Annotated in this window: 22 protein-coding genes and 4 tRNA genes; 5 read left to right on the forward strand and 21 right to left on the reverse strand. The window is 60.2% G+C overall.

Annotation, left to right across the window (positions count from 1 at the left end):
- The first annotated feature begins 140 nt into the window (after positions 1-140).
- Positions 141-842, forward strand: a complete 702-nt coding sequence (locus K529_RS09080) for a class I SAM-dependent methyltransferase (RefSeq protein WP_227512598.1) — start codon at positions 141-143, stop codon at positions 840-842.
- A 32-nt stretch (positions 843-874) separates the two neighbouring features.
- On the opposite strand, the gene K529_RS09085 is transcribed toward K529_RS09080, so the two are convergent.
- Positions 875-2116: an N-acetylmuramoyl-L-alanine amidase gene (locus tag K529_RS09085; RefSeq protein WP_005629856.1), complete on the reverse strand. Its 1242-nt coding sequence runs from the start codon at positions 2114-2116 to the stop codon at positions 875-877.
- Positions 2113-3258, reverse strand: a complete 1146-nt coding sequence (locus K529_RS09090; RefSeq protein WP_005629858.1) for a pyridoxal phosphate-dependent aminotransferase — start codon at positions 3256-3258, stop codon at positions 2113-2115. Before K529_RS09090 ends, K529_RS09085 begins: the two co-directional genes overlap by 4 nt.
- On the opposite strand from K529_RS09090, the gene K529_RS09095 reads away from it, so the two are divergent.
- A complete protein-coding gene (locus K529_RS09095; protein ID WP_080929595.1) occupies positions 3257-4702 on the forward strand; it encodes a M48 family metalloprotease in 1446 nt (481 codons plus the stop codon). The two genes, K529_RS09090 and K529_RS09095, sit on opposite strands and share 2 nt — an antisense overlap.
- Complete coding sequence (locus K529_RS09100; protein ID WP_005622846.1) at positions 4699-5463, forward strand: DsbA family protein; 765 nt, start codon at positions 4699-4701, stop codon at positions 5461-5463. The genes K529_RS09095 and K529_RS09100 overlap by 4 nt, the downstream gene beginning before the upstream one ends.
- Positions 5464-5526: 63 nt before the next feature.
- On the opposite strand, the gene ispG is transcribed toward K529_RS09100, so the two are convergent.
- The 3 genes from ispG to hemA all read right to left on the reverse strand — a co-directional run bounded on the left by ispG (position 5527) and on the right by hemA (position 9351).
- Complete coding sequence (gene ispG / locus K529_RS09105; RefSeq protein WP_005622848.1) at positions 5527-6660, reverse strand: flavodoxin-dependent (E)-4-hydroxy-3-methylbut-2-enyl-diphosphate synthase; 1134 nt, start codon at positions 6658-6660, stop codon at positions 5527-5529.
- Positions 6661-6781: 121 nt separating this feature from the next.
- The gene (locus tag K529_RS09110) at positions 6782-7999 is read right to left on the reverse strand and encodes a helix-turn-helix domain-containing protein (protein ID WP_005622851.1); all 1218 of its coding nucleotides are present in this window, start codon (positions 7997-7999) and stop codon (positions 6782-6784) included.
- 128 nt (positions 8000-8127) lie between these two features.
- Positions 8128-9351, reverse strand: a complete 1224-nt coding sequence (gene hemA, locus K529_RS09115; protein WP_005622852.1) for a 5-aminolevulinate synthase — start codon at positions 9349-9351, stop codon at positions 8128-8130.
- Between the two features lie 495 nt (positions 9352-9846).
- Here hemA and K529_RS09120 point away from each other — a divergent pair, with 495 nt between their 5' ends.
- Positions 9847-11238, forward strand: coding sequence for a dipeptidase (locus K529_RS09120; protein WP_005622854.1), 1392 nt, complete (start codon positions 9847-9849; stop codon positions 11236-11238).
- A 116-nt stretch (positions 11239-11354) separates the two neighbouring features.
- Here the strand turns inward: K529_RS09120 and K529_RS09125 are convergent, their stop codons facing one another.
- The 5 genes from K529_RS09125 to K529_RS09145 all read right to left on the reverse strand — a co-directional run bounded on the left by K529_RS09125 (position 11355) and on the right by K529_RS09145 (position 13103).
- On the reverse strand, positions 11355-11750 hold the full coding sequence (locus K529_RS09125; RefSeq protein ID WP_005622856.1) for an acyl-CoA thioesterase: 396 nt from the start codon (positions 11748-11750) through the stop codon (positions 11355-11357).
- 146 nt (positions 11751-11896) lie between these two features.
- Positions 11897-11973, reverse strand: a tRNA-Asp gene (locus tag K529_RS09130).
- Positions 11974-12058: 85 nt separating this feature from the next.
- A tRNA-Asp gene (locus K529_RS09135) sits at positions 12059-12135 on the reverse strand.
- Between the two features lie 82 nt (positions 12136-12217).
- Positions 12218-12294: transfer RNA gene (locus K529_RS09140), tRNA-Asp, on the reverse strand.
- Positions 12295-12449: 155 nt separating this feature from the next.
- Positions 12450-13103, reverse strand: coding sequence for a winged helix-turn-helix transcriptional regulator (locus tag K529_RS09145; RefSeq protein ID WP_005622858.1), 654 nt, complete (start codon positions 13101-13103; stop codon positions 12450-12452).
- Positions 13104-13201: 98 nt separating this feature from the next.
- Here K529_RS09145 and K529_RS09150 point away from each other — a divergent pair, with 98 nt between their 5' ends.
- Entirely contained in the window at positions 13202-13927 is a 726-nt protein-coding gene (locus K529_RS09150; RefSeq protein WP_005622860.1) for a DUF1428 domain-containing protein, read from the forward strand.
- Positions 13928-14068: 141 nt separating this feature from the next.
- On the opposite strand, the gene queF is transcribed toward K529_RS09150, so the two are convergent.
- The 11 genes from queF to K529_RS09205 all read right to left on the reverse strand — a co-directional run bounded on the left by queF (position 14069) and on the right by K529_RS09205 (position 22947).
- On the reverse strand, positions 14069-14533 hold the full coding sequence (gene queF, locus K529_RS09155) for a preQ(1) synthase (protein WP_005622861.1): 465 nt from the start codon (positions 14531-14533) through the stop codon (positions 14069-14071).
- Positions 14534-14549: 16 nt separating this feature from the next.
- Positions 14550-15257, reverse strand: coding sequence for a 7-carboxy-7-deazaguanine synthase QueE (gene queE, locus K529_RS09160; RefSeq protein WP_005622862.1), 708 nt, complete (start codon positions 15255-15257; stop codon positions 14550-14552).
- Entirely contained in the window at positions 15254-15607 is a 354-nt protein-coding gene (gene queD / locus K529_RS09165) for a 6-carboxytetrahydropterin synthase QueD (RefSeq protein ID WP_005622863.1), read from the reverse strand. The genes queE and queD overlap by 4 nt, the downstream gene beginning before the upstream one ends.
- Positions 15607-16308: a 7-cyano-7-deazaguanine synthase QueC gene (gene queC, locus K529_RS09170; RefSeq protein ID WP_005622864.1), complete on the reverse strand. Its 702-nt coding sequence runs from the start codon at positions 16306-16308 to the stop codon at positions 15607-15609. The genes queD and queC overlap by 1 nt, the downstream gene beginning before the upstream one ends.
- 377 nt (positions 16309-16685) lie before the next feature.
- Complete coding sequence (locus K529_RS09175) at positions 16686-17138, reverse strand: hypothetical protein (protein ID WP_005622865.1); 453 nt, start codon at positions 17136-17138, stop codon at positions 16686-16688.
- 387 nt (positions 17139-17525) lie between these two features.
- Positions 17526-17601, reverse strand: a tRNA-Val gene (locus tag K529_RS09180).
- A gap of 78 nt (positions 17602-17679) precedes the next feature.
- Positions 17680-18255, reverse strand: coding sequence for a histidine phosphatase family protein (locus K529_RS09185; protein WP_005622866.1), 576 nt, complete (start codon positions 18253-18255; stop codon positions 17680-17682).
- A 75-nt stretch (positions 18256-18330) separates the two neighbouring features.
- Entirely contained in the window at positions 18331-19977 is a 1647-nt protein-coding gene (locus tag K529_RS09190; RefSeq protein ID WP_046002343.1) for a Na/Pi cotransporter family protein, read from the reverse strand.
- Positions 19978-20033: 56 nt separating this feature from the next.
- Positions 20034-20936 carry an HAD-IIA family hydrolase gene (locus tag K529_RS09195; RefSeq protein WP_198528105.1) on the reverse strand — a complete coding sequence of 301 codons (903 nt, stop codon included), beginning with the start codon at positions 20934-20936 and terminating at the stop codon, positions 20034-20036.
- A gap of 14 nt (positions 20937-20950) precedes the next feature.
- Positions 20951-21895 carry a glycerophosphodiester phosphodiesterase family protein gene (locus K529_RS09200; RefSeq protein WP_005682184.1) on the reverse strand — a complete coding sequence of 315 codons (945 nt, stop codon included), beginning with the start codon at positions 21893-21895 and terminating at the stop codon, positions 20951-20953.
- Positions 21892-22947, reverse strand: coding sequence for a sn-glycerol-3-phosphate import ATP-binding protein UgpC (locus K529_RS09205; RefSeq protein WP_046002345.1), 1056 nt, complete (start codon positions 22945-22947; stop codon positions 21892-21894). Before K529_RS09205 ends, K529_RS09200 begins: the two co-directional genes overlap by 4 nt.
- Positions 22948-22953 lie beyond the last annotated feature (6 nt).

Here is a 22953-nt window from a genome sequence, read left to right on the forward strand (position 1 = left end):
CTACTATGAGACAGAATATTCCCGGTCCAACCGCCGCGACCGGATGATGGAGCCGAACCTCTATTTCTCGGAAGCCACCCGAGAAAAAAAGCCCCAAGCTCTCGCGCTATTTCAAACGCGGCACACGGCAGCTGGATCTGCTGCGCGATTTGGGCAACCCGGTGGAACGGTTGCTCGATTTTGGCAGCGGTCCCGGATATTTGCTATATCTGTCCAACGCCAAGGAAATTGCCGCTTTTGAACCCGATAAAGACAGCGAAAAATACCTCTCGCATATCAACGCAACGCAATATGTAGCGCTGCAGGAATTGCCCAGAAATCACTTTGACGCTGTCGTCTCATCGCATTCAATGGAGCACCTGCCGGTTGGCGATTTGATCGCCACGCTCAGGGTCTTGCTGGCGGCATTGAAGCCGGATGGGCATCTACTGATTGAGGTGCCGCAAGGTGGTCTGAGTCATCTAAAACTGAGCAGCCGCCACGACCCGCATACGATTTTCTTCACCAACGAAGGATTGCAGGTCGCGGTCAAAGCGGCGGGCGGTGATATCGTGTTTTCCAAGTGTTTCTCGCCAAAGAAGGCCAAGCGCCGCCCAGATGCGATCTACACGCCCGAAGGAAATGATTTCATCCGCTACCCCGGCGGCGCATTGACCGTGGTGGTGCGCAGAGGCGCGCATTTCGTCGCCCCCGCGCCGCAGTCTGGTGCCCCTGCCGGGGCACAAGCCACCACCCAGCAGCCGATAATCGGCTCTGCCCTGCGCAAGCTCGGAGCCAAGCTGCCGCAGCCCATGCGCCGCCTGGCCGGCAAAATTGCCCGGCGCTTGGGGCTATTGCACTAAGGCGTTTTGCTCCGGGGCCGAAGGGCGCGCCGCTATTGGCGCACCAAGGCCCGGCGGGCGGCGTCTTCTTCGCGCCATGCCAGCAAACCATTCAGAATGCTTTGCGCCGTTTTTGCCTGCCAGTCGGGATCAGTAAGCAGCTCCAGATCGCGCGGGCTGGACATAAACCCAAGCTCGATCAGGATGGACGGGATGTCGGCGGATTTCAGCACCGAAAACCCAGCGGATCGCAGCGGGCGACGGTTGACCGGTCCGCCCTGCTCCATCAGGGCCTCAATCACCGAACGCGCAAGGGCCGTGCTGCGCGGGTGGGTCTCTTGGCGGGCCAGATCGAGCATCACGTCCGTGACCTCATCATCTGCAGCAGTCAGATCGCTGCCTGAGAGCAAATCGGCGCGGTCGTGGCGCTCTGCGAGCTTGGCAGAGGCCACATCGGAGGCGTCTTTTGACAAAGTGTAGACCACCGTCCCATGGGCCATGCCCTCGGTGACCGCATCTGCATGCAGAGAGATAAACAGATCCGCGCCTTGCTGATGCGCCATGGCAATCCGGCGTTCGAGCGAGACGAAATAATCACCCTCCCGCGTCAACAGCACCTCAAACGCACCAGAACGCACCAGACGCTCTCCCAGATCATAGGCAAAGGCCAGCATCAGGTCTTTTTCCGCAATGCCCCCCTCGGCCTCAGCACCGGGATCAAGGCCGCCATGACCCGGATCGATCATCACCACCAAGGGCGCGTCCTCATCGCGGGGCGCATTTGTGGTGATTTCAGCGGCATTTGGCAGATCGAGACGTGGATCATGTGGTGCACCTGCGGTGGCGGCAAAGGTCTCTGCATCCGTCGGCGCAAGCCTGACCAGAAGGGTTGCGGCACTGGTTTCTGCGTCGATATTCATCGCGGCCGTGCGCAGTTGCATCGGCTCTGTCAGTTTCAGCACCATCCGCGACCAGCCGGGCACATAGCCACCAAACCGCGCGCTTTCGATTGTCTCGGAGCGATCAAATGTCTCTAGCTGCAGCCCGGTCCAGTCCACTTCCTGAAAGTCCAACACCAGCCGATAGGGGTCGCGCAGCGCAAAAATCCGGTATGGCACCCCTTGGCTGAGGCCCAGTTGCAGCTCCACATCTGACCCTTTGTCCATAAGGCTGCTTTGTTCGGGCAGCACCCGCGCCAATGCGGAAAACCCCTGCGCCAGCGCCGCAGCAGGCGACAGGATCGACAGGGTCAGGATCAGGCAAGTCGTTAGGCGTGCCGCAAACAGTCGTATCACGCCCGCGCCTCCATAAAGGTCTTCAACCGTGCAAGGCCTTCCTCGATGTCTGCGGTAGAGCGCGCGTAGGAAAACCGCAGCGTGGTGGCACCACGTACGGGATCGAAATCCAATCCCGGCGTCACCGCGACCCCTGCGTTTTCAAGCACTTCTGCGGCAAAGCTACGGCTGTCATCGGTGAGGTCCGAAACATCCGCATAGACATAAAACGCCCCGTCCGGCGGTGCGATTTTGGTGAACCCCGCCTTGGGCAGCCCCTCAAGCATTAGAGCGCGGTTTTTCGCGTAAACGGCAAGGTTGGCTTGCAGCTCCTCGCCGCAATCCATCGCGGCGAGGGCCGCGACCTGACTGGCGTGCGGGGCGCAGATGAACATGTTCTGCGCGATCCGCTCAATGGTGCGGATATGATCCTCGGGCACCACCATCCAGCCGACACGCCAGCCGGTCATCGAGAAATACTTGGAAAAGGAGTTGATGACATAGGCGTCATCCGAGATTTCCAGCGCCGTCACCGCCTTAGCCTCGTATTCAATGCCGTGATAGATCTCGTCAGAGATAAAGCTCGCGCCTTCAGCGTGCGCGGCCTCCATCAGCGCCGCCAACGCCGGTTTGTCGAGCATGGTGCCGGTGGGGTTGGCGGGGCTTGCCACCATCAATCCGGCAAGGTTCTGGTCGCGAATATCATCGGCCACCGGTTGCAGGCGATGCTCGGGCGCGGTCTGAATATCCACGGGCTGCATGCCAAGGGCGCTCAGGATCTGGCGATAGGACGGATAGCCCGGCGCGCCAATGCCAACCCGGTCGCCACTGTCAAAGAGCGATGTGAAACTCAGGATAAACGCCCCCGAGGAGCCGGGGGTGATCACCACCCGTTCCGGGTTCAGGTCCACATTATACCATTCGCCGTAAAGCCGTGCGATACGTTGCCGCAGCGCGGGCAGCCCAAGTGCAACGGTATAGCCCATGGCGTCACGCTCCAACGCATCGGCAAGCGCCCGCCGCGCGGCCTCTGGCGCACCCGTAGAGGGCTGGCCCACTTCCATATGGATGATATGACGGCCCTGCTCCTCCGCTTTGCGGGCAGCTTCCATCACATCCATCACAATGAAGGGATCGACCTTGGACCGGCTTGAGTTTCGCATGTTGATCTCCCATGGTGCGGCCATGAGTTTTGACCGCGTATTCTCTCTGGCGTCAATCCCGTGTGCACGCCTGTTTCGACTTCTTTCCCACGCGGTCAGAGGCCGGTCGGGATCTATGCAGACGCAGGGTCTGATCTTGGTGGCGGCGCTGACGCTGGCCCCATTCGCCGCACAGGCCCAATCCATCCGGCTGCTGCGCGACGCCGATATCGAAAACGGTCTGACCGAACTGGCGCGTCCCATCCTGACCGCGGCGGGTCTTAGTCCGCGACGGGTGCGGATTCTGGTGGTAGATGACAGCAGTTTCAATGCTTTCGTGATCGATCATCGCGCAATATTTGTGAACTACGGCCTGATCCTAAAGGCGGAAACGCCTGAAATGTTGCAGGCGGTTCTGGCCCATGAAGCCGCGCATATCGCCAATGGCCATATCGGGCGGCGCATTCAGAATATGCGGTCTGCGAGCACCGCTGCGGGCTTGGGCACGGCGCTTGGGATGCTGGCCGCGATTGCGGGTGGCGGCGAGGCTGGCGCCGGCGTGGCCTTTGGTGTGCAATCTTCGGCACTGCGCAATTTCTTGTCCCACACCCGCGCCGAAGAATCCTCTGCCGACCGCTCCGCTATCGGGTTTTTGACCGCCGCCGGGATCAATCCCAAGGGAATGGTCGACCTGCACCGCATCTTTGCCGGACAAGAGGCGCTCAGCGCCTCGTCGCAAGATCCTTATATGCGGTCGCACCCGCTGACCCGTGACCGGATGCGCGCGGCCGAGGCCTATGTGGCGAGCGCTGGTGACGGTCCTGCAACCAATCCCGAAGCCGCCTATTGGCTGGCGCGGGTGCAGGGTAAGCTTTCTGCGTTTACCCGTGCACCGAGCTGGACCAAACGGCGCAGCTCTTCCGAGACCTATGCGGATGTAAAGCGGATGCGTCTGGCTGTGGCGCAGCATCGCCAGCACAATTTTGGCCGCGCCCAAAAAGAAATGCAGGCGCTTTTGGCCTCTCGCCCCAAGGATGCCTATTATCATGAGCTTTGGGGGCAAATCCTTTATGAGAACCGCCGCTGGGCGGCGGCCGTCGCGGCATTTGGCACCGCGGCAAAGCTGGCCCCAAATGAACCGCTGATCCTTGCGAGCCTTGGGCGCGCAGAGCTCGCTGCAGGCAATCCGCGCGCGGCACTCAAGACGATGGAAAAGGCGCGTGGTCTCGATTTTCGCAACGCAACCTTGCTGCGTGATATGTCGCTGGCTTACGCCCAGACCAAACAAACCGGTATGGCCGCCCTTGTGACCGCAGAGCGTTACGCCCTGCAAGGGCGGCTGAAAGATGCAGGCCCACACGCAAAACGCGCAATGAGCCTGCTGGCAAAAGGGTCTCCGGCGTGGCGCCGGGCCCAAGATGTTCTGATTGCCTTTGAACAAGACGAGAAAAGGAAACAAAAATGATTGCCCCGACACGCATGGCCCTGATGGCGGCCTGCGCGCTCTCTCTCACCGCTCCGGCGGCGCGGGCGCTTGACCTCGACAATATGACCCCCGGCGAGCAGGAGGCCTTTGGCGCGGCTGTACGCAGCTATCTTCTGGAAAATCCGCAGGTGATCCTTGAGGCGGTGGATGTGCTGGAACAACAGCAACAACAGGCCGAAGCGGCACGCGATGATGCCTTGGTGAAAGCCAACCTGCAGGAATTGCAGGACGATGGCTATTCCTGGGTGGGGGGCAACCCCGAAGGTGACATCACCTTGGTCGAATTCATGGACTACCGCTGTGGCTATTGCCGCAAGGCCGCGCCTGAAGTCGAGGCATTGCTGGCAGCTGACAAGAATATCCGCTTTGTCGTCAAGGAGTTCCCAATCCTTGGGGAAGCCTCCATGGTGTCTTCGCGTTTTGCAGTGGCCACCAAAATGGTTGCTGGTGACGAGGCCTATAAGAACATCCACGACACGTTGATTGCCTTTCAGGGGGAACCTAGTGAGGTCGCGCTGCGCCGCATGGCTGAAGGTCTGTCACTGGATGCGGATGCAATCCTTGCCAAGATGGATGACCCGGAGGTGACGGACCAGATCCAGCGCACCCGCACTCTGGCACAGACCTTGTCGATCTCCGGCACGCCGACCTTTGTTCTGGAAGACGAGATGCTGCGGGGCTATCTGCCCGCAGATCAGCTTCAGATCATGATCGACACTATTCGCGAAAATCGCAGTTGATCCACTCGCCGGGGGCTCTGCCCCCGGACCCCCGGGATATTTGGGGTTAGAAGATGCAGGGCGTCATTCCGCCGCTTTGATCTCCTCAGCCGCTTGCGCATCCAGCGCGGCGGCTTTTTTCTCGACCTCTTCCACGATATGGTCGATCATCTGGTCGTTGGACATTTTGTGACTGGCCTTGCCCGCCAGATAGACCATGCCGGAGCCGGCCCCGCCGCCGGTGAAGCCCACGTCGGTCATCAAGGCCTCGCCCGGGCCGTTCACGACACAGCCGATGATCGACAGACTCATCGGGGTTTTGATGTGCTCAAGCCGTTCTTCCAATGCCTCAACCGTCTTGATGACGTCAAAGCCCTGACGCGCGCAGCTGGGGCAGGAGATGATATTAACGCCCCGGTGGCGCAGCCCGAGGGATTTGAGGATTTCAAAGCCCACCTTGACTTCCTCGACCGGGTCTGCCGAAAGGCTCACACGCAGGGTGTCGCCGATCCCCATCCACAAAAGCTGACCAAGGCCGATTGCGGATTTGATCGTGCCGGACATCAGCCCTCCGGCCTCGGTGATGCCGAGGTGAATCGGCGCATCGGTGGCATCCGCAAGCATCTGATAAGCGGCAGCCGACATGAAGACGTCAGAGGCTTTTACCGAGATCTTGAACTCGTGAAAATCATGATCCTGCAGGATCTTAATATGGTCGAGACCAGACTCGACCATCGCATCCGGGCAGGGTTCGCCGTATTTTTCCAGCAGATGTTTTTCCAAGCTGCCCGCGTTCACACCGATGCGGATTGAACAATTATGGTCGCGGGCGGCTCTGATCACCTCTGCCACACGCTTTTCATCACCGATATTGCCGGGGTTGATGCGCAGGCAGGCCGCCCCCGCCTCTGCAGCCTCAATGCCGCGTTTGTAGTGGAAATGGATGTCGGCGACGATCGGAACCGGGCTTTCGCGCACGATTTCCTTGAGTGCACGGGCTGAGGCCTCATCCGGGACCGACACGCGCACGATGTCAGCGCCAGCCTCTGCGGCGGCCTGTACCTGCGCGATGGTGCCTTTGATATCGGTGGTCAATGTGTTGGTCATCGTCTGCACCGCAATGGGCGCATCGCCTCCGACGGGCACATTGCCCACATGGATCTGGCGGCTCTTGCGGCGTTCGATGTTCCGCCAGGGGCGGATGTGATTCATGGACATGGCTGCCTCGTCCTGCGTGTCGCGTGCCCCTTAGATAGGCCGACGCCCCGGAGCCTGCAATGGCTGTCCGGGGCGTTGTGCAAATCCATGGGTCATCCCGGCGCGATACACGCGGTATTGATCAGTCGGAGTTGGTGACCGGGTTGGTTTGGGTGGCGCGCAACTGGGCCACCATAGTGGCAAGCGCCTGATTCTGTTCTGCCTCAAGATCGGCGATCTGGAAGCGTCCGCTTAGAGCGTCGGGGGAGAGGTCGACGTTCTTAGTGACCTGCCCGCGCCCACCGACGGGACCGTAGTGCTGGCCGTTGACCGCAAAGTAGATCGCGCTGCTCTCGCCGGTGCGTAGCTGTGGCGCATCCTCCGTCAGCGGCACCTCGAAGGTCTGTCCCGGCTCCATGATGGTTTCAAAGATCACAGAGCCATCGGCCGCTTTGACCTGAACCCAAGAGGGGCGTACGGCGATCATTTCAACCGAAGGCGCGCGGTCTTCGAGAACCTGCGGCACCGCGAGGTCGGTGTATTCATTTGCGGGCACCATGGCGTCGGCCAAGACAATACCCGGCTGCTCAAACCCGGCGAAATTGCCGTGGGCGCGCGGATCGAGGGTGGAGATCGGCGCATCACGTGCCACCAGCACCGGCACATCAAGCGCCTGTGGGCGATAAAGACGGTCTAGCGCCTCGGTCGCGGGATCCTCGGTCAGTTCTGCCGCTGCAAGCGTCGCGCTGGCCAATGGGTCAAGCTCCGCCAGAACTTCTGGCGTTTGCTCGACAGGGGCGAATGTCACCTGCTGCACCTCGTGCAGAATTTTCCAGCCACCAAAGCCCAGACCACCGATCACAGTGGCCAGAACCAAGAGCGATCCGATGGCGCGCGGGTCAATCTGGCTGAGGAAGCTGTCGGTCACCGGTACAAATGGCGTGGCAGAATTGCTGAAGGCATCGCCGCCAAGACCATTGCTGCTGACGGCGGCCATATCACGGGGTTTGCGCACCGATGCCTCGGACGACATGCCATGGGCGACGGAAAATCCGCTTTCGGCGCAAAAGCCCGCAAAGGCCTTTTCCGGGTCCATGTTCAGATAGCGGGCGTAGGAGCGCACATACCCTGCAATAAAGCCGGGCGTGTCAAAAACGGTCGGGTCGCAGTTTTCAATCGCGTCGATGTAAGAAGCTTTGATCCGGAGTTCGCGTTGTACATCCAGCAGAGACTTACCCATGGTTGCGCGTTCACCGCGCATCATGTCGCCAAGTCGCAACTCGAAATCGTCGAAACCGCGTGGCGGTTCCGGGGTATCTTCACGACGTCCAAAAGTGCGCTGCGTTAGGCGCCCGATCATGCCTGCTGTCCCATCAAGTCCTGCCGTTTTGCGACATTTACGCTGTACCAACCGATTCCCGATTCGTCAGCGCAGTTTCATTGATGAAAGAATAACACAATTCTGTTTAATGAACACTTAGCTTAGGTTCATCCGGCCAGTTCGGCGCGATTTAGCGCACAATGCGACCAAAGGTTATCCATTGCGCGGATCAAGTGGTCCATTTCGCCGGGCCCATGCACCGGAGACGGCGTAAAGCGCAGACGCTCGGTGCCCCGCGGCACGGTCGGGAAGTTAATCGGCTGCACGTAGATGCCAAAATCAGACAGCAGCATGTCCGACAGTTTTTTGGTGTGGACCGGATTTCCGACAATCACCGGCACGATGTGGCTGCCGTGGTCGATAACGGGCAGGCCCATCATCTTGAGGCGTGTCTTCAGGTAACGCGCCTGTTCTTGATGCTTGTCGCGCAGCTCCTGCGCGGTCTTCAGATAGCGCACTGAGGCCGCCGCCCCTGCCGCAATCGCAGGCGCCAGCGAGGTGGTAAAGATGAAACCCGGCGCATAAGAGCGAATGGCGTCGCACATTTTCTCGGAGGCGGCGATGTAGCCGCCCATGACGCCATAGGCCTTGGCGAGGGTGCCGTTGATGATGTCGATGCGATGCGCGAGGTTGTCGCGCTCAGTCACGCCCCCACCCCGCGGGCCATACATCCCCACCGCATGCACCTCGTCGATATAGGTCAGCGCGTTGAATTCATCGGCGAGATCGCAGATTTCCTCAATCGGGCCAAAATCTCCATCCATTGAATAGACGCTTTCAAAGGCGATGAGCTTGGGCGCGGCGGGATCATCGGCCTCCAGCAACTCGCGCAGATGGGCGACGTCATTGTGGCGGAAGACCCGCTTGGCGCCGCCGTTGCGGCGCACGCCCTCGATCATCGAGGCATGGTTCAGCGCGTCGGAATAGATGATGAGACCCGGCAGCAGCTTGGGCAGCGTCGACAAGGTCGCGTCATTGGCAATATAGGCGGAGGTGAACAGAAGCGCTGCCTCCTTGCCATGCAGATCGGCAAGCTCGGTTTCCAGTTCTTTGTGATAGACCGTGGTGCCGGAGATATTGCGCGTCCCGCCCGAGCCTGCACCGGTGGAGTCGATTGCTTCACGCATCGCCTTCAGCACAACCGGATGCTGGCCCATGCCAAGGTAGTCATTGCCGCACCAGACGGTGATCTCTTGTTCGCTGCCATCGGGGCGGGTCCAGACCGCATGCGGGAACTGACCGCGACGGCGTTCGATATCAATGAACGTCCGATAGCGGCCTTCTTCGTGAAGGCGTTCAATCGCTGCGTCGAGTTGTGCGGTATAGTCCACCGTCATCTCCATAGCTGTCTGCCGGTGCCAATCCGGCCTGGCTGCGTCTTGATCCCGACCTGCCCCTTGGGGCAACAAACGCCGCGATCCTTGTTGCGGTGTCTAACCGGCACCTTTGTCCTCATCAACGTGATAGAGTGTCACGGCCCCCATCATCCTTGATACAGGTCAAATAAACCTTTCAGAGGTTTTAGAACCATTCTGAACTTCAGGCAAGCATGCGGACCATCAAAGCTGCCATGCATCCTGCGCGCAAAACGCCGCAGGGGGCGGGCTGTGTTGCGGATAGGAAACCTTTGTTCTGCAACGGGTTTTGCGTGGGTGCCGTGCGTGCAAAAACCCCGCGCCCGCCGGAAACCGCTGGTGGTGTTTTGATACAATCGTGCGACTGGCCCTTGTCATATTGCGCTGCTAGGCTCCGTCCCGAGACCCGCCCGGCCCTGTCGATGTGTCATCGCGCCCGGTGCGGGCAGGCACTATTTTCAGGAGCGACCCATGTCCCTTACCCCGGTTCTCGATAAGATCGATTCCGATATTTCCGCCGCCACCGACCGGCTGCTGGAGATTTTGCGTATTCCCTCCATTTCCACTGACCCCGCCTATAAGGCCGATTGCGACGCCGCCGCTGACTGGCTGGTGAAGGATCTGAATTCCATCGGCATCAAGGCCGAAAAGCGCGAAACTCCGGGCCACCCCATGGTGGTGGGCCATGTGGGCGAAGAAAACACCGACGGGCCGCATCTGCTGTTTTACGGCCATTACGACGTGCAACCGGTAGATCCGCTGAACCTGTGGAACACGCCGCCCTTTGAGCCCAAGCTCGAAGAGACCGCCAATGGCACGGTGATCCGGGGCCGTGGGGCATCAGATGACAAGGGCCAGCTGATGACCTTTGTGGAGGCCTGCCGCGCCTGGCAGGCGGTGCATGGCACCCTGCCCTGCCGCATCACCTTTTTCTTTGAGGGTGAAGAGGAATCCGGCTCACCCTCGCTGATCCCCTTCCTCAATGCGGCCAAGGAAGAGCTGTCGGCGGATATTGCCCTGATCTGCGACACGTCGATGGTAGCGCGCGGGGTGCCTTCGGTGGCGTCGCAACTGCGCGGTATGATGAAGGATGAGTTCACCCTGATCGGCCCCAAGATCGACCTGCATTCCGGCCATTACGGCGGCCCCGGCCTCAACCCGCTGCGCGAGATGTCCCACATCATCGCCTCTCTCCACGACACCGAAACCGGTGCCGTCGCCGTGGAGGGGTTCTATGAAGGGGTGCATGAGGTGCCCGCCGATATCCTGCGCCAGTGGGAAGGCTGCGGCTTTGACGAAAAAGACTACCTGTCCAATGCGGGCTACACCGAAGCGCATGGCGAGAAGAAATATTCCGTGCTGGAACAGCAATGGGCCCGTCCGACGCTGGAGATCAACGGTCTTTGGGGCGGCTATCAGGGTGCAGGCACCAAGACGGTGATTCCGTCCGAGGCGCATTGCAAGATCACTTGTCGTCTGGTGGGTGACATGGACCCGGCAGCACTGCGCAAGAAGATCCGCAAACATGTCGAGGATCGCCTGCCCACAGATTGCACCGTGAAATGGGATCTCGATCTGGATGGAGCGCCTGCCTACGTCATCGACACCACCCGCCCCGAGTTTGAGGCCGCCCGTGGCGCGCTGACCGAGGAATGGAACCGCGAGGCCGTGTTCTCAGGCATGGGCGGGTCCATCCCTGTGGCAGGCTATTTCAAGTCGATCCTCGGAATGGACGCGATGCTGATCGGCTTTGCCAATGAGGATGACGCGATCCACTCTCCGAATGAGAAATATGACCTAGAGAGCTTCCATAAAGGTATCCGCTCCTGGGCGCGTGTCCTAGATGCGTTGAGCAAGGCATAAAGCGTCCCGGGGGCACTCAGCGCCCCCGGCTAAGCCACAAGGACAGCCGCCGACCTAGGGAGGGGGCTGTCCGACCTAACGGTCGGACGATACGATCGTTAAAATAAACGCGGCTCTTATTCCTCTGCGCGCAGCACCGGCCTTGGGCGCGCGTGGTCATCCAGCGCCACGAAGGTAAAGATCGCCTCGGTCACCTGCTGGGTCTCTTCCTGATGACGGGCCCGCCGCCACGCGCGGACCCGTATTCGCATCGAGGTCCGCCCTATCTTTAGCATCTCCGCATAAAGCGAGACCTCATCGCCAACCAGAACCGGGCGGTGAAACTGGATCTCTTCGACCGACACGGTGGAGGCACGCCCTTTTGACACCCGCGCAGCAATGGTGCCTGCGGCAAGGTCCATCTGGCTCATCAACCAGCCGCCAAAGATATCGCCCGCCGGGTTGGTGTCGGTCGGCATCGCAATCACGCGGATCGTGGGTTGGGTTTCAGGGGGGCTTTCGGGCAAAGACATGGGCTGGCTCTCATCTGTGAACGGATGGCTGGGGTCACCCCCACTGTGTCGCCAGCGCCCGCACAGGAAAAGGCAAAACCGCAGTGATCGCGCTTTGAGGCATCAGATGTCTGTCTTTTAAGAGATTTAAAGAGGAAGGGTGAAAGTGGCGCGGTTGACGGGGCTCGAACCCGCGACCCCCGGCGTGACAGGCCGGTACTCTAACCAACTGAGCTACAACCGCGCATTTTCAGTGCTGACCTCGGCCAGCGGGTTCCCTCCGGGACGGTCCTGATGCCTTGTGACAGGCCCCACAGGCGGGGTGAAAGTGGCGCGGTTGACGGGGCTCGAACCCGCGACCCCCGGCGTGACAGGCCGGTACTCTAACCAACTGAGCTACAACCGCACTTTCATTGCTGACCTCGGCCAGCGGCTTCCCTCCGGGACGGTCCTGATCCTCCTAAGAGGCCCCTCAGGCAGGGCAACAGTGGCGCGGTTGACGGGGCTCGAACCCGCGACCCCCGGCGTGACAGGCCGGTACTCTAACCAACTGAGCTACAACCGCTTGCTGTTGCGTCCAGCACCGTGGCTGAACGTTGGGGTGTAATATTCGCAGGTCGCGGGGGGCGTCAAGCGCAGAAATGCCATTTTCCGGGCTTTCCACTGAAAAAAATGGCCGTTTTGAATAAGAGACTGAAAATCTTGGAGAATACCCCGCGATCAAGTCTTTCCGAGCTGAAACAGCGCCAGAAACTCCTGCGCGGCCTCCATGTCACCGCTGACAGTGACCATATTGGCCGCCACAAGGTCCGGCAGCGGCCTTGCACCATAGACCGCAGCCGCCATTGTGTTCCCCGTCCCCGTGATCACAAACGGGGTCTGCGGCGGGATCATAAAGCGGGTTTCAAGAGCCGCGCCATCCAGACGCATCTCAAACGCCTCATCGGTGAAATCAAAGCCAGCAGTCAGGCTGCGCCCAGCGGCGCGCTCTTGGATCAGGTTCACCCCCATGGAGATCATCAGGGCGGACGGGCTGATAAATCGCGACGGATCATGCCCCGGCATCATCAGCGCCCAGCGGCACAGGGATTCCAGCACCGGCAGCAGGCCCCGCCCCTGCCCGCTCAGGGAATAGACCCCAAGCCGGGTGTCATGCAGCACCACGCCGATTTCCACCAATTGCGTCAAACGCCCGGTGAGCACGCTCGCGGTGATCCCCGGCAGACCGGCGCGGATCATCTGGAACCGTTTGGGCGTAAACATCAATTCGCGCACCACAAGCAACGCCCAGCGGTCGCCAATCAGGTTCAGCGCATGCGCCGCAAGGCAGCCTTCGTCGTAGCGCACACGTTTGGATTTTGCCTGCTCAGTCACTTTTTTATACTTTCAGTTGTTTTTTCATACTATCGCTGACACGCTAGAGCCGCAAGCAGGGATTCGCCTGCCTGTTCATTTTTGAGAGGTGATAAAACATGAGCTATTACACAGGTGCGCTGGTCGCGGTTCCGACGGCCAACAAGGACAAATATCGAGAACATGCCAAGGCCGCCTGGCCGCTGTTTCGCTCCTATGGTGCCTTGCGCATGGTGGAGACCTGGGGCAGCGAAGTGCCAACTGGAAAAGTCACCGATTTCTATCAGGCGGTGGCCGCGCAGGACGATGAAACGGTGGTGTTTTCCTGGATGGAATGGCCCGACAAGGCGACTGCGGATGCCTCATGGCAGAAGATGGAAAACGACCCCGCCATGAAAGATCTGCCCGAGATGCCCTTTGATGGCTCTCGCATGATCTTTGGTGGCTTCTCCCCGCTCTTTGCGGCCGGCGACACGCCCGACACCGGCTATTATCAGGGCTTCCTGCTCGCCGTGCCCGAAGCCAACAAGTCGCAGTATGAGGCCATGATCGAACCGATTTGGCAGATGTTTCACAGCGGCGGTGCGTCTAGTATTACCGAAGTCTGGGGCACAGACATCCCCAAGGGCCAACGAACCGATTTCTTCCGCGCAACCAAGGCACAGGACGGTGAGGTTCCGGTCATCGGCTGGACCACATGGCCGGACCGGGAAACCTATCTAAACGCCATCAAAATGATGGATGAGGACAAGGACAATCCCGACATTCCCGAAATGCCTTTTGACGGCATGCGCATGATGTGGGGCGGGTTTGAGCCTCTGCTTGACTATCGCGCCGAGACCTGACCGTGCCGTGCTGCCCTGCGCCGCCCTTCTGTAGGGCGGCGTTTGCTCTTTCATATCAAAAGGCCCGACCATGCAACTTGCACAAACCGCGCCCGCTGTTGCTACGGTCTGTCCGCGACGCGTAGGGCCAATATGCAACCCTCAGCCGCGGCCTCGGTAAGGCGGCACGCCTTGATCGGGGATCCATACGCCTTCCGGCAGTGGTCCGGTCTGCCAGAACACATCGATCGGGATGCCCCCGCGCGGATACCAGTAGCCACCAATCCGCAACCATTGAGGGTCGAGGAATTCGGCCAGACGGCGCGCGATAGAGATCGTACAATCCTCGTGAAACGCACCGTGGTTGCGGAATGATGTCAGAAACAGTTTGAGCGATTTCGACTCGACGAGCCAAGGACCGGGAACATAGTCGATCACCAGATGGGCAAAGTCCGGCTGACCGGTCATTGGGCAGAGCGAGGTGAACTCCGGCGCGGTGAAACGCACGTTATAGGCCACATCGGCCTGCGGGTTCGGCACGCGCTCAAGTTCCGCCTCTTCGGGGCTGGCGGGGATGCGGGTCTCGCCGCCGAGTTGCTTGAGGTTGCTGTAGATATCTTCGGACATCAGAGTCTCCATCACGTCAGACACCGCGCTTATTGCCCCAGATCAGGACATGCAGTTGCGGCAGGATGCGGGGGGCGAACCAGCCATCGGCCATCGCTTTTTCAGTGAGCCAGCCGAGACGGTTGGCCAGTGTTTGCAGGTCGACCGGGGTCGCGGGATCTACCTCGGGATTGCCGGGCTGAAGATAGAGGGCAAGATCACTGTGGTGTCTGTGGACCTCGCGCGCCCACTGGTAGTCGGTCTCGTCGAATATCACGATCTTAATGACCTGCTGTCGCGCGCCAGCACCGATGGTGCGGCAGCTGTCGAAGGCATCCCAGTCCACGTTCTCGCCGCTTGATGGCGGTTTGGGCGACAGGACCAGCGTGTCAAGTTCGGCGAACCACGGCCGGGCGATAGAGCCTTGGGTTTCACAGGCAAACCGGTAGCCAACCGCCCTGCCCTTGGTGATGAGCGGGCCAAAATCCTGAATGGCCGGATTGCCCCCGGACAGCGACACCGTCAGGGGCTGCCCGCCCGAGAGCTTGTGTACCTTGGCCCAGACAGCATCGGTCTCCATCGGTGCCCAGCTATGGCGATACTGGCTCTCTACGGCATGCAGGCTGTCGCACCAACTGCACCGATAATCACACCCGCCAGCACGAACAAAGACGGTGGGCTCTCCGATCAACGCGCCTTCGCCCTGAATGGTTGGGCCGAATATCTCGGCGATACGCAGGGTCATGGCCGGTATTCCGCCCATGTTTTTGGCGTTTCGCTGACCAGTACGGCACGGGTCTCGGGCCAGCGTGCGGCGCACCAGTCATGGAAATGTTTCGCCATGTTCTCCGCCGTCGAGGGGCCCTCCAGCACATCGTTCAGATGCCGGTGATCGAAGGTGTCATCGATATAGGTCTTGAGCGGCTTCAGATCGTGGTAATCGCGCACAAACCCCTCAGTGTTGAGGGTTTCGGCGGCCAGCTCGACCACCACGATATAGTTGTGCCCATGCAGGCGCGCGCATTGGTGGTCGTCGGGCAAATGGCTCAACTGATGGCTGGCCGAAAAGTGGAATTCCTTACGAATGCGAAACATCAGCTTTCCCCTCGCGTGGCGAGCGCCGTGGTCCAATACTCCGGGTCAGCATAGGTGGTGGGGTCACTAACCCCGGCCAGATGAAAGGCCTCGCGCCGCTCCACACAGGTGCCGCAGCGCCCACAATGGAACGCGCCACCTTTGTAGCAAGACCACGTCTCGGCAAAGGGCGTGCCATGCCGCGCGCCCTGACGGACAATCTCGGCTTTGCTGTGTTCAACAAAGGGCGTGTGCAGCCGGACATCGGCATACCCCTCCAACGCCGCCTGCTGCATGGCGTCGAAAGCGCGTGTAAAACCGGGGCGGCAGTCTGGATAGATGAAGTGATCGCCGCCATGCACGGCGGTGGCCACAGCCGCATCCCCCTGCGCCGCAGCGATGCCAAAGCCGATCGACAGCATGATCGCATTCCGGTTTGGCACAACGGTGATTTTCATCGTTTCTTCGGCGTAATGCCCGTCGGGTACGTCGATATCGTCGGTTAAGGCGGAGCCTGTCAGCGCTCCACCGATGCCGCGCATGTCGATCAGGTGGAACGGCACGCCGAGCCGCTTGGCAGCCGCTTCGGCAAAGTCGACCTCCTTGCGGTGGCGTTGACCATAGTCGAAGGAGACCAGCCGGGTGAGCTGATGCTCATTGGCTGTGATATGCGCAAGCGACACGGAATCGAGTCCGCCTGAGCAGATGACAAGTGTTTTCATTTTGAGGCCCTTGTTTTGATGTCCGGGTAGGCTGCGACCGGATGGCGGGGCTTATTGCAGATCTCGCACAGATTGCAAGCGGCGCCGGTTCTGGATCAGGATGTTCTGAGCTCGGACACCCGGTGCATAAACACAGTTGCGAGCCAATCGGCGACCCGACGCCGCATGAGGACTACGAGACGCCAACCTTCGCTTACGATGCAGCCAAGAACATCACAGATTTGAAGGGCTGCGGGAAAACCGGGCTTTTGCTGCAACTGCGCCAATGGCCGCGTTGGCAGACGCAGAAAGGCTTGCGAATTTTTTTCACAGTCTTGCGATCACCCGTCCCGGTCTTGAGGTCATCAATTCAGTTGAGCTCGATAGAGTTTCCGACGTTATTCGCAAATGTTATCAGACGATGCGCGAAGCGAGAATTGCCGCAATCCTCCGATCTTTCCAGTGCATCGTGGCGCGCCTTCAGCATCTCGACACAGCGCCACAGGCCTGAGGATTGTTCCGGTCGGATCAGTGGTTGCTTCGCTGGCTCGCAATACCAAGTAGCTCTCGCCACCGACCTGATCAGACGCACCGTCTAGCAAGAGCATCGGACCTGATTGATCCGCAAAAATGCGTGGCGCAGGCCCTTGTCCGCCGCCAAAAGTCAGGTCTCCATCAATCACTTCAATAACTGCCTCCCAACAAGGCCCGTCGCCGATCTGCAAATATGCTGGCGTCTCTTGATCCATTGATCGGCTAAGAATTGAAATCAAATTCTCGGTCGCCTGAGAGTTTCCTGTTTGTGCGTTCGCCGCACCAACCATCACGAAGATAAGTAGCAAAGATCGCATATTGAGGTGGCCCTAATTTAAAGCAACTTGGTTGGCACCTTGATACGGGTAGCTACATTTCGGACGACATTGGCCAAACATAAAGTCGTTGTCTACACGCGTTCGTTGGATTTTCCCTGCCATCAGGAAGCAGTCCTTTGCGCAAAGCGCAGCATTTTTCAAACTCGGCTCAAAGCTGCCTTGCAGCGATCCAATTTGATTTAATATCAAGTACTTGTCCAAGCTTCTGCTTCGACAACCGGCCAGGATAGTTGCCAGCCTAACGAAGCTGGCCGTCAGGCCTAAGGCGCGAGTTCGCAACACCGCCAAGCGTAGGCTTGCGTGCCGCGTTTTAGGCTCAATTATTTTGCGCACACGTCGCAAAGTTGATCTGAAACTTTGAGGATATGGTGGGTCGTGAGAGGCTCGAACTCCCGACATCTTCGGTGTAAACGAAGCGCTCTACCAACTGAGCTAACGACCCGGTGAGCGGGGATTTAGAGAATGCTGAGGGAAAGTGCAAGAGGGCATCGCAAGGTTTTTTGAGAAAATGTGACAACCTTCAGCGCAACACGGTTTCGCGCCCCTCTTCAAGCACATAGACACAGCCCTGTTCATTGGGCAGGGCCGCCATCTCGTCACGCTCCAGCCCGCATATCAATCCGCGCACCACCTGCCCCAGCAGCCCATGCGCAACCAATACGGTAGGGGCCTCCAGACGCTGCAAGAGGCCCAGAATGCGGTCGTGCAGCGCGGCAAATCCCTCGCCTTCGGGCGCGGCGCAAAACAGATCGAGGTGGGTGTCAACGCGGGCATCGATTTCAGGATAGCGCGCGGCGATTTCCTGAAGGGTAAGCCCCTGAAACTGACCTGCATAGACTTCTGCCAATGCAGGCTCGGTCACGAAGCTCTGCGTGCCAAGTGCGATACGCGCCGTGTGCTGGGCGCGGCGCAGCGGCGAGACCAGACAGGGCGGTCGCTGATCGCGCAGAATAGGCGCCATCAACTCCGCCTGCCGATGCGCATGCGCGATGCCCAATTCTGTCAAATCAGATTCCAGTTGCCCCTGCACGCGCTGTTCAGCGTTCCATTCGGTCTGACCATGCCGCAAGAACCAAATCTTGGGGAAATCTCTCATTTTCAAATCCTTATTGAATGCATGCCACGCAGGTCCGCGCCCGTTCCAGCCCGATACCAAAGGGGCTGCCGATTGCTACCCTTGTGAGGACAAACGGCTTGAGAGCAAATCACCAGATTCATCGAGGATCGGATAGCCTGCCATCGCAAAGGAGGTATTGACCTGTTTCAGGATGCGCAAGGTTTCCTGATGAATGGCGCTGGTCTCAATGCTTTCGCTCACGCCTTCGCGCAGGCGTGTCAGGTGTTTGCTTTGTAGTCTCTGCTCTGCGGTGCGGATGCTTTCTTTCTCCGCAACCAACTCGCGTGCATCATCAGGGTTGCGCGTCATCATCACCGTCAGCGCCAGTTGTACGTTGGCCTGAATGCGGTCCATAAAATCGTCGATCTCCTGCTTGCCACTTTTGGAAAAGCTGATCCCCTCATGCGACAGTTTGCGGGCCAGATCGGTCATTTTTCGCGCCACCTGATCGGCGGCGGCCTCAAGGTTGGCCGCCATCAGCGACGCCTCAATCGCGCCATTGACGGCACTGTCATCCAGCTTGTGACGGTTCATCCCCGCCAAATAGAGTTTGAGGTCCAGATGCATCTGTCGCAGCGCTTTGTCCTCGTCACGGATCGCACTGGCGACGCGGTCGTCCCAGACCTCATAAAGGCCCATGGCGGCGACCAGCATTTTCTCGATGACCTCACCCATCCGCAACAGTTCCCGCGCAGCGCAGCCAAGTGCGCGCGGCGGATCTTCAAGGGCGGCAGGGTCCAAGGCACTCATCCCGCGCCCCAGCGACTGAACGGTGGGATCACGCATCACGCCTTTGCTCATACGGGCAATGAGGCCGACAAACGGCAGCGCCAGCAGGCACAACGCAAGGTTAAAGGCCAGATGCAGCCCCATCACCTGTACCGCCGCGCCCTGCCCCAGCCATGTGGGATCAAGCGCATCCAAATTGAGCGCAAGCAACACAGCCAAGGCGCCACCACCGCGCAGCGCGAGATTGGCGCTCACGATACGGCGGGCGCGCACATCGGCCGCCAAGGTCAGCACAAATGCGATCATGGCGCCACCAAGGTTGGCCCCAAGAACCATTGCCATCGCTGCCATCGGCGGCAGCGCCCCCTGCGCCACCATGGTTACAAACAGCAGGATGGCTGCAACGCTGGAATGCACCACCCACGCAAAGACCGCACCCAGCAGGAAGGCGGTCAGCAAATCACTGTCGAGATAGCCAAGGACGGCCACTGCGCCCTCGCTCTGGATAATCGGTGCCGTGGCCGTGCGCAGCATATCAAGCGAGACAAAGATCAGCGCCAGTCCGATCAGGATGCGGCCAGTCTGGCGCAGCTTGCGCTGGTTGCTGCGCAAGAACAGGGCAACCCCCACCAGCAGCAGTGCAGGCACCAATATGCCGGGACGGGCCAGCAGGATCTGCGCCACCAATGCGGACCCCAGATCCGCACCGAGCAGCATCGCCACCCCTACCGCTGCACTCAGCGCGCCTTTGCTGGCAAAGTTTGAGACCAGCATCGCAACGGCAGTAGAGCTTTGTAGCAGCATGGCCGACACCAGCCCCGAGATTGCCGCCAGCAACCGGTTATCCGACGCCCGCCTCAGGCCTTGTCTGAGTTGCGTGGCAAACGCCCGCTCCACACCGGTGCGCACCAGTCGCACCGCCCACAGCAAGAGCGCTGCCGCGCCCGCGATCTGTATCAAAAATGCCGTCAATCCTGTGTTCCGCCCTCGCGTATGGTCGAACCTTCGCCCGACGTTTTTTGACGAGATTACGTCGTTGCGACGATCCAGCTCGGTCGAATTGCGCTCTTCTCTATGTAAGGCGCGACATCATGGCCGCTAAACAGCCCGTGATCGGTTATCAGAATAGATCCGATCCCCGCCGCAGCGCCACCCAGCACGTCCGTGTGCAGCGTATCTCCCACCATGGCGATACGGGCGCGAGGAATGTCCGCCAGCCGCGCCAACGCGGTGTCAAAGGCATTGCCAAAGGGCTTGCCAAAGAACATCGCCTTGCCGCCAGTGCGTTCGGTGATGTCATGCGCGATGAGGCCCGGCTCCAGCGACAGGCCCTCTTCGCGCGGGGCCACCAGATCGGGATTGGCCACCACCAGCGGGCGCGGATTTTCCAGCAGCGCGTCGGTCAGCGCCTTTGTGTCGGCCGCATCCCAGCGCGCGGATGACAGCAGCAAAAAGCCCCCGGCGGTTTGCAACAGGTCCGGGTTGTCCGCGAGATGTGCAATCTGTGCGCCCGAGGGCGCATCGTTAAAGTCATCTTCCGGGGCCGCCGCAGCAGCCCAGCAAGTGCCCTCGGGCAGCGTCGGCAGCCCGGCAAAGGCCACGTCGCGGCTGGAAACCACCTCGGATGCAGTGAAATCAAAGCCGAGCCGGTGATATTTGGCCAGCACCTCCGCGCGCGTGTAGCTGGCGGCATTGGTCAGCACCACCAGCCGTTTGCCCAAGGCGCGCAGTGCTGCCATGCGTTCGACCGCGCCGTCGATGGCGGTCTCGCCTCGGTTCAGCACGCCAAAGGCATCGAGAATATAGGCATCATACGCATCGACGGTATCACCCAGATCCTGTCCCGCGCGCGAACGGGCGGTAAAACGTGCATCCGGCAGTGTCGCGCGCACGCTCTCATATCGTTGAAACGCCCAGTCGGTGCCGATCATTGTGCTCATATCCCTCATGTCGCGATGGCGGGTGTCGGGACACGTTCGCTCCAGCGCAAGCCGCGCTCCAGCAAAAGACGCTGCACCCGGCCCGGATAATCCGTCACGATCCCATCAACACCCGCATCAATCATCGCTTCGATATCGGCGGTCTCATTGACAGTCCAGACGGTGACCGGAAGCGACAGCGCGCGGGCCTGTGCCAGCAGCTCCGGGGTGACGTCCTGAAACCACGGACACCACATCTGACCACCGGCTTTGGCGACCACTTCAGGCAGGGCAGTCACATCGGTGACACCTGCTGGTTGCTCGCCTTCTGTTCCGCGCGGGGCCTCGGACAGATAGGAGGTCGGCATCTCCGGGGCCTGCCGGCGGCATTCGTCCAGAAGCGCCCAGTCAAAACTATGCAGCGCAGTGCGCGCGCTCAGCCCATGGGCGCGCACGACCTCCACCACAGCCGAGACCTGCTGCACGCGGATTGCCGCAATATCCGGATCGCTCAGATCGGTCTTGAGCTCCAGCAGCAGGGCAACATGTTCATATTGCGGCTCTTTCACCAGCGCGCATAGATCAGCGAGCGTGGGGATACGGACCCCGCTCAGAAACGCCTGATCGGGGAACCGCCGCCCATAGGTGGACCGGCTGTCGAGCCCACCCACATCGAGGCGGCGCAACTCGCTCAGTGGCAGATCCGCGACCTGAATGTCGTCCTGTGCGATCCAAGCGCCCCCGGCATCGCGCACCGCCGCTGGCGACAGCGCGTGATTGTGGGTGATCACTGGCACACCGTCCGAAGACAGCACCACATCGAACTCCAGCGCGTCGACGCCGATGTCGAAGGTGAAGCGAAAGCCCTCCAGCGTGTTTTCAGGCATGACACCACGGGCACCACGATGGCCGATCACTCGGATCAGCCCGGCTTCGCCACGATAGGCGTCGATTTGGGGAAAATGACTCATGCGTCCACTCGTTTACCGGTCTGCGTGTCGAACATATGCAGATGTTCCGGCGCAATGGCAAAGCGCATCAGCGTTCCGGGCGCTGCGGATACGTGACCGGGCATGCTGGCCACACATTCCACATCAGTGCCGCTCAGATGGCCATGCAGCAATGTGATCGCACCCAGCTGTTCGCAAAGCTGCACATTGAGCTCGATGGGACCCGTCTCATCGGCGATCAGGTGTTCCGGGCGCAGGCCCAGCGTCACCTCGCCCGAAGCGGTGCCCCCACCCGCAAGGCGCGCGCCATTGGCCAGCGTCACCATGCCCGAGGCGACCTCGGCAGGCAGGAAGTTCATCGACGGAGAGCCGATGAAACCCGCAACAAAGAGCGTGGCGGGGCGATCATAAAGTTCAATGGGCGTGCCGAACTGTTCGACATAGCCGCCATTCAGCACCATCAGCCGGTCGCCCAGCGTCATCGCCTCCACCTGATCGTGGGTCACGTAGATCGAGGTCACGCCAAGGCGCTGTTGCAGCTTGCGGATCTCAAGGCGCATCTGCACCCGCAGCTTGGCATCCAGATTGGAGAGTGGTTCGTCAAACAGGAACACCTGCGGATCGCGCACGATGGCGCGCCCCATGGCGACCCGCTGCCGTTGCCCGCCCGACAGCTGCCGGGGTTTGCGGTCAAGGTAGGGCCCGATTTCGAGGATCGCGGCGGCTTCTTCGACGCGGCGGTTGATGTCGGCCTTGCTGTTGCCGCGGATCTTCAGGCCGTAGCCCATGTTTTCACGCACCGACATATGCGGATAAAGCGCGTAGTTCTGAAACACCATCGCGATGTCGCGGTTGGCGGGTTCCAGATTATTGACCACCCGGTCGCCGATCTGAATGTCGCCAGAGGTCACGGTCTCCAGCCCCGCGATCATCCGCAAGAGGGTGGATTTACCGCAGCCCGACGGGCCGACGATCACGACGAATTCGCCATCGTTGATCGCGCCGTCGATGTGATGCAGGACCTCGGTGTCACCGTAAGATTTCACCAGATCCTTGAGGGTAATGCTTGCCATGTGGGA

Origin of the sequence: Tritonibacter mobilis F1926 (assembly GCF_000376545.2) — a bacterium.
Taxonomy (GTDB): domain Bacteria; phylum Pseudomonadota; class Alphaproteobacteria; order Rhodobacterales; family Rhodobacteraceae; genus Epibacterium; species Epibacterium mobile.